The following is a 6,058-nucleotide window of genomic DNA, read 5'->3' as shown; positions in this document are numbered from 1 at the left end:
GCGGCCGAGGAGCGCCGGGCCGCACGGGCGCGGCGGTCCCAGATCGAGGCCGACCTCGCGACGTTCCGCGCGGAGGTGCGGGACGCCGTGCGGCGCGCGGAGGCGGACGGCGGGCCGTCGGCCCTCACGGCCGACACGGTGCGGACGGTGCTGGCGAGCGCCCGGTCGGCGATCGCCGCGACCCTGCCGCGGGGATGAGCGCGGGGCGGGGCCGGGGGCGGAGCGCCCGGCGGGTCAGACCACGTCCTCCGGCAGACCGAGCCAGGCGTTCCAGTGCGAGTGCAGGACCAGCCAGGCCATCAGCCCGTAGCCGGCCTGCCCGGGCAGCGCGCCGTCGCCCGCCGCGAGGTCCGCGAGCCACTGCTCGTGCCCGGCGAGCGGCGTGAACATGTCGACGTACGGCACGCGGCGGCGCGTGGTGACGTCCGCGAACGCGGCCGACAGGTCGGCGAGCGTCGTCGGGTCGACGCCGGCACCGGGCGGCGGGCCGACCACGAACGCCGGCATCCGGCGCTGCTCGGCGGCGTCGAGGACGTTCGCGAGGTTCAGCCGGCTGCGCGCGAGCGACAGCCCGGCCAGCGCGTCGGCGCGCCCGAGCGAGACGACCAGGCGGGTGTCGGCCTCGGCGGAGGCGCGGCGGCCGACCTCCTCCTCCCAGCGGGCGGACAGGCCGGAGGTGGTCTCGCCGGGGACCGCCAGGGTCAGCACCGTCGGCGGCACGGGCGTGGTGGTCCGCGCGGCCACCCGGCCGACCCAGCCCAGCGCCCGCGGGTCGCCGGCGCCCGCGGCCAGCTCGTCCCCGATCACCACCAGGCGCAGCGGCAGCTCGCCCACGTCCCGTCCTCCCGCTCGCCGTGCCCGCCCGCGGTCGCGGGGGGTGCCCCTCAGTCTCGCAGCCGCACCGCCCGGGACGCCCGCCGACGCGCGGCCCCCTGCGAGATGGCAACTCTCGGCTGTGCGGGGCCGCCGTGGGACAGCCGAGAGTGGCCATCTCGGCGAGGGTGACGTGCGGCGTGGGAGGGCGGGGCGGGCGCGGATCAGTGGACGTAGCGGTCGGTGTCGTCGGTCCAGTCGTGGCGCGAGGCGGGGGGCTCCCGGCGACCGAGGCCGTCGGTGCGGAGCCAGTCGTACAGCCGGGCGCCGAGCCAGGCGGTCAGGGTGAGCAGAGCCAGGGCGATGATCAGTGCGGTCATGGCAGAAATCCTGCCGAGCGCGTCATTCCGCCACGAGTGGCAGGACTGCCGACCCCCATCGACTTACCGCCAGTTCCGTGGCAGGCTCGGCCGCATGCTGCAGCGAGTCGCCGCGATCGCGGTCCCCGGGGTGTCCGCGTTCGAGCTCGGGCTCGTGCTCGAGGTGTTCGGCATCGACCGCTCGGACACCGGTGGCCCGACGTTCGAGTTCACGCTGTGCACCCCCGAGCCCGGCCTCGTGCCGATGGAGCCGGGCCTCGCCGTCGAGGTGACCGCCGGGATGGACGTCGCCGCCGAGGCCGACCTCGTCGTCGCGCTCCCGTACAAGGCGCCCTACGGCCTGCCGGCTGCCGCCCGCGACGCGCTGCGCGCGGCCCACGACCGCGGCGCGTGGGTGATGAGCATCTGCTCCGGGACGTTCGCGCTGGGGGAGGCCGGGCTGCTCGACGGCCGCCGGTGCACGACGCACTGGATGTACGCCGGCGACCTGCAGCGCCGGTACCCCACGGCGCAGGTCGACCCCGCGGTGCTCTACGTCGAGGACCGGCGCGTGATCAGCAGCGCCGGCACGGCCGCCGGCATCGACGCGTGCCTGCACCTCCTGCGGCGGGAGCTCGGTGCGCAGCAGGCGGCGCTGGTCGCCCGCCGGATGGTCGTGCCGCCGCACCGCGACGGCGGCCAGGCGCAGTACGTCGACACCCCGCTGCCCTGCGACGCCGACACGCTCGCGCCGCTGCTCGCGTGGATGGGCGAGCACCTCGACGCCGAGCTCACCGTCCCCGAGCTCGCGGCGCGGGCGCTCATGTCGGAGCGCACGTTCGCCCGCCGGTTCCGCGCCGAGACCGGCACGACGCCCGCCGCGTGGGTCACCCGGCAGCGGCTGGTGCGGGCGCAGGAGATGCTCGAGCGGACGTCCGCCGGGATCGACGAGGTCGCCCGCACCAGCGGGTTCGGCAGCGCGGCGATCCTCCGGCACCACTTCGCGCGGGTCCTCGGCACGAGCCCGCAGGCGTACCGGCGCCAGTTCGCGTGCACGGACGAGGCGGAGGCCGCGGCCGACCGCATGTCCGTCGCCTGACCCCGCCCACCCCTCCGACCCACCCCGCCGACCCACCCCGCCGAGATCGGCGCTTCGCGCCGAGATCGGTCCCTGGAACCACCGACCTCGACGGAGAGCACCGATCTCGGCGAACCTCCATCTGCCGGAGGGCGGGCGCGGGGATCCCCGGGCGCTCGGGTGGGCCGTGGATCCCGAGGGTGCGCACCTCCCGGACGCGGCGGAGGCCGGCCACCCCCGAGGGGTGGCCGGCCTCCGTGTCGTGCCCGCGGGTCAGCGCTCGAACGCCGCCCGCAGGATCTCCGCCTGCTCCGCCTGGTGGGCCTTCGCCGAGCCGGCCGCGGTCGACGCCGACGCCGGGCGGGACACGGCCCGGACCGGTGCGCCCACGACCTGCGGCAGGGCGAGCGACACGTACGACCAGGGACCCTGGTTGTGCGGCTCGTCCTGGACCCAGACCAGCTCGGCCCCGTCGAACGGCGCGAGCGCCGAGCGGATGCCGTCGTGGTCGAGCGGGTACAGCTGCTCGAACCGGACGATCGCCGTGCGCTCGTCGTTCAGCTTCTCCCGCTGGGCCACGAGGTCCCAGTAGAGCTTGCCGGAGCACAGCAGCACGCGGTCGACCCGGGCGGCGGAGGCGGCCGCCGCGTCGTCGCCGATGACCGGGCGGAACGTGCCGGACGTGAAGTCGGCGACCTGCGACGCACCGGCCTTGAGCCGCAGCATCGACTTCGGGGTGAAGACGATGAGCGGGCGGCGCGGCCGGGCGTAGGCCTGGCGGCGCAGCAGGTGGAAGTACGAGGCCGGGGTCGTGGGCTGCGCGACGGTCATGTTGCCCTCGGCGGACATCTGGAGGAACCGCTCGATGCGGGCCGACGAGTGGTCCGGCCCCTGGCCCTCGTAGCCGTGGGGGAGCAGCAGCACGACGGACGAGTGCTGGCCCCACTTCTGCTCGGCGGACGAGATGAACTCGTCGATGACGGTCTGCGCGCCGTTGACGAAGTCGCCGAACTGCGCCTCCCAGAGCACCAGGGCGTCCGGGCGCTCGACGGAGTAGCCGTACTCGAAGCCGAGCGCCGCGTACTCCGACAGCGACGAGTCGTAGACCCAGAACTTCGCCTGGTCCGCCGACAGGTACAGCAGCGGGGTCCACTCGGCGCCGGTCTCCCGGTCGTGCAGGACGGCGTGCCGCTGCACGAAGGTGCCGCGGCGGGAGTCCTGCCCGGCGAGCCGCACCGGGGTGCCCTCGATGAGCAGCGACCCGAACGCGAGGATCTCGCCGAAGCCCCAGTCGATGCCGCCCTCGCGGGACATCTGCTCCCGCTTGGCGAGCAGCTGCGCGAGCTTCGGGTGGATCGTGAAGCCCTCGGGCGCCCGGACGTGCGCGGCGCCGATCCGCTCCAGCACCTTGGCGGGCACGGCGGTCTGCCAGCCGATGATGACGCCGGCGTCCTCGCGCTGGGACTCCGGGCGCTCCAGGCCGGCCACCGGCTCGGCGTCGGGGGACGGCGGGGTCCAGCCCTCCTCGCGGGTCTCGGCGAACACCCGCTCGAGCTGCGCCTGGTAGTCGCGCAGGACGTGCTCGGCCTCCTCGAGCGTGATGTCCCCGCGGGACACCAGCGCCTCGGTGTAGAGCTTGCGCACCGAGCGCTTGGCCTCGATGAGGTTGTACATGAGCGGCTGGGTCATCGAGGGGTCGTCGCCCTCGTTGTGGCCGCGCCGGCGGTAGCAGACCATGTCGATGATGACGTCGCGGTCGAACTGCTCGCGGTACTCGAACGCGAGCTCGGCGACCCGGACGCACGCCTCGGGGTCGTCGCCGTTGACGTGGAAGATCGGGACCTGCAGGCCCTTGGCCACGTCGGTGGCGTACTGCGACGAGCGCGAGGACGACGGGCCGGTGGTGAAGCCGACCTGGTTGTTGATGACGACGTGGATGGTGCCGCCGGTGCGGTAGCCGCGCAGCTGGGCCAGGTTGAGGGTCTCGAAGACCACGCCCTGCCCGGCGAACGCCGCGTCGCCGTGGATGAGGATCGGCAGCACGGAGAACCCGTCGCCGCCGAGGTCGATCCGATCCTGCTTGGCGCGCACGATGCCCTCGAGCACCGGGTCGACCGCCTCGAGGTGCGACGGGTTCGCGGCCAGGTAGACGCGGGTGGACGCCCCGGACTCGGCGCGGAACACGCCCTCGGTGCCGAGGTGGTACTTCACGTCGCCGGAGCCCTGCACGGACTTCGGGTCCTGGTTGCCCTCGAACTCGCTGAAGATCTGCCCGTAGGACTTGCCGGCGATGTTCGCGAGGACGTTGAGCCGGCCGCGGTGCGCCATGCCGATGGCGACCTCGTCCAGCCCGGACTCGGCGGCGCGCGAGAGCACGGCGTCGAGCAGCGGGATGACGGACTCGCCGCCCTCCAGCGAGAACCGCTTCTGCCCGACGTACTTGGTCTGCAGGAACGTCTCGAACGCCTCGGCGGCGTTCAGGCGGCGCAGGATGCGCAGCTGGTCCTCGCGCGGGGTGGGGGCGTAGCCGGCCTCCAGCCGCTCCTGGAGCCAGCGGCGCTGCCGCGGGTCCTGCAGGTGCATGTACTCGAAGCCGGTGGTGCGGCAGTACGAGTCGCGCAGCAGGCCGAGGACCTGGCGCAGCGTGGCCCGCGGCCGGCCGGTGAAGCCGCCGGTCGGGAACGTCCGGTCGAGGTCCCACAGCGACAGGCCGTGCGTCTGCACGTCCAGGTCGGGGTGCTTGCGCAGCCGGTAGGCCAGCGGGTCGGTGTCGGCCATGAGGTGGCCGCGGGACCGGTAGGCGTGGATGAGCTCGGCGATCCGCGCGGGCTTGATGGCCTCGGCGTCGGGGTCGGCGGCCTCCTTGACCCAGCGGATCGGCTCGTAGGGGACGCGCAGCGACGCGAACACCCGGTCGTAGAAGCCGTCCTCGCCGAGCAGCTTGCGGTGCAGGATGCGCAGGAAGTCGCCGGACTGGGCGCCCTGGATGATCCGGTGGTCGTAGGTGGACGTCACCGTCAGCACCTTCGACACGCCCATCTTGTTGAGCTGCTCGTCGGACGTGCCCTGGAACTCGGCGGGGTAGTCCATCGCGCCGACGCCGATGATGGTGCCCTGGCCCTGCATCAGCCGCGGCACGGAGTGCACGGTGCCGATGGTGCCGGGGTTGGTCAGGGACAGCGTGGTGCCCGCGAAGTCGTCGACCCCGAGCTTGCCGCCGCGGGCGCGCCGCACGACGTCCTCGTACGCGTTCCAGAACTGCGCGAAGTCGAGCGTCTCGGCCTGCTTGATGCTCGGCACGAGGAGCTGGCGGGTGCCGTCGGGCTTGGCCAGGTCGATCGCCAGGCCGAGGTTGACGTGCGCGGGGGTCAGCACGCCCGGCTTGCCGTCGACCAGCGTGTACGAGCTGTTCATGGCGGGCATCTCGCCGACGGCCTCGACCAGCGCGAAGCCGATGAGGTGCGTGAACGAGACCTTGCCGCCCCGGCCGCGGGCCAGGTGGTTGTTGATGACGATGCGGTTGTCCACCAGGAGCTTGGCCGGGATCGCGCGCACCGACGTCGCGGTGGGCACCTCCAGGCTGGCCTCCATGTTGGTGACCACCCGGGCGGCGGGGCCGCGCAGGCGCTGCGTCTCGTCGGAGGCCTCGGGGACCTCCTGCTCGGCCTCGCGGGCCGCCTTGGCGGCGGGCGCGTAGGGGGCGGTCGCCGGCTGGGCCGTCGCCACCGGGGAGGTGGCGGGCGCGGGCTCGGGGTCCCGCGGCGCGGGCTGCTCCTGGGGGCGCGTCGCGGTGGGCGCCGGCGCGGGC

Annotated in this window: 5 protein-coding genes; 2 read left to right on the top strand and 3 right to left on the bottom strand. The window is 74.3% G+C overall.

Going from position 1 to position 6,058, the window contains the following annotated elements; genetic code table 11:
* Nucleotides 1-198: hypothetical protein (locus tag FA014_RS20205; RefSeq protein ID WP_195969342.1), on the top strand; the 198-nt coding region annotated here is incomplete at its 5' end.
* A 36-nt stretch (nucleotides 199-234) separates the two neighbouring features.
* Here the strand turns inward: FA014_RS20205 and FA014_RS17215 are convergent.
* On the bottom strand, nucleotides 235-834 hold the full coding sequence (locus FA014_RS17215; RefSeq protein WP_154730863.1) for a GDSL-type esterase/lipase family protein: 600 nt from the start codon (nucleotides 832-834) through the stop codon (nucleotides 235-237).
* A gap of 203 nt (nucleotides 835-1,037) precedes the next feature.
* Nucleotides 1,038-1,193 carry a hypothetical protein gene (locus FA014_RS17210; RefSeq protein WP_154730862.1) on the bottom strand — a complete coding sequence of 52 codons (156 nt, stop codon included), beginning with the start codon at nucleotides 1,191-1,193 and terminating at the stop codon, nucleotides 1,038-1,040.
* A gap of 94 nt (nucleotides 1,194-1,287) precedes the next feature.
* Here FA014_RS17210 and FA014_RS17205 point away from each other — a divergent pair, with 94 nt between their 5' ends.
* Nucleotides 1,288-2,271: a GlxA family transcriptional regulator gene (locus FA014_RS17205; protein ID WP_154730861.1), complete on the top strand. Its 984-nt coding sequence runs from the start codon at nucleotides 1,288-1,290 to the stop codon at nucleotides 2,269-2,271.
* Nucleotides 2,272-2,523: 252 nt separating this feature from the next.
* Here the strand turns inward: FA014_RS17205 and FA014_RS17200 are convergent.
* A partial coding sequence (locus tag FA014_RS17200) for a multifunctional oxoglutarate decarboxylase/oxoglutarate dehydrogenase thiamine pyrophosphate-binding subunit/dihydrolipoyllysine-residue succinyltransferase subunit (protein WP_154730860.1) occupies nucleotides 2,524-6,058 on the bottom strand: 3,535 nt, incomplete at its 5' end.

The organism is Cellulomonas hominis (assembly GCF_005239125.1).
In the GTDB taxonomy this organism is placed as follows: Bacteria; Actinomycetota; Actinomycetes; order Actinomycetales; family Cellulomonadaceae; genus Cellulomonas; species Cellulomonas hominis_A.
This window is presented reverse-complemented; position numbering and strand designations above follow the sequence as displayed.

Coding starts and splice junctions, on each gene's coding strand:
- FA014_RS17210 (WP_154730862.1), bottom strand. CDS start 1,193: ATGACCGCACTGATCATCGCCCTGGCTCTGCTCACCCTGACCGCCTGG.
- FA014_RS17205 (WP_154730861.1), top strand. CDS start 1,288: ATGCTGCAGCGAGTCGCCGCGATCGCGGTCCCCGGGGTGTCCGCGTTC.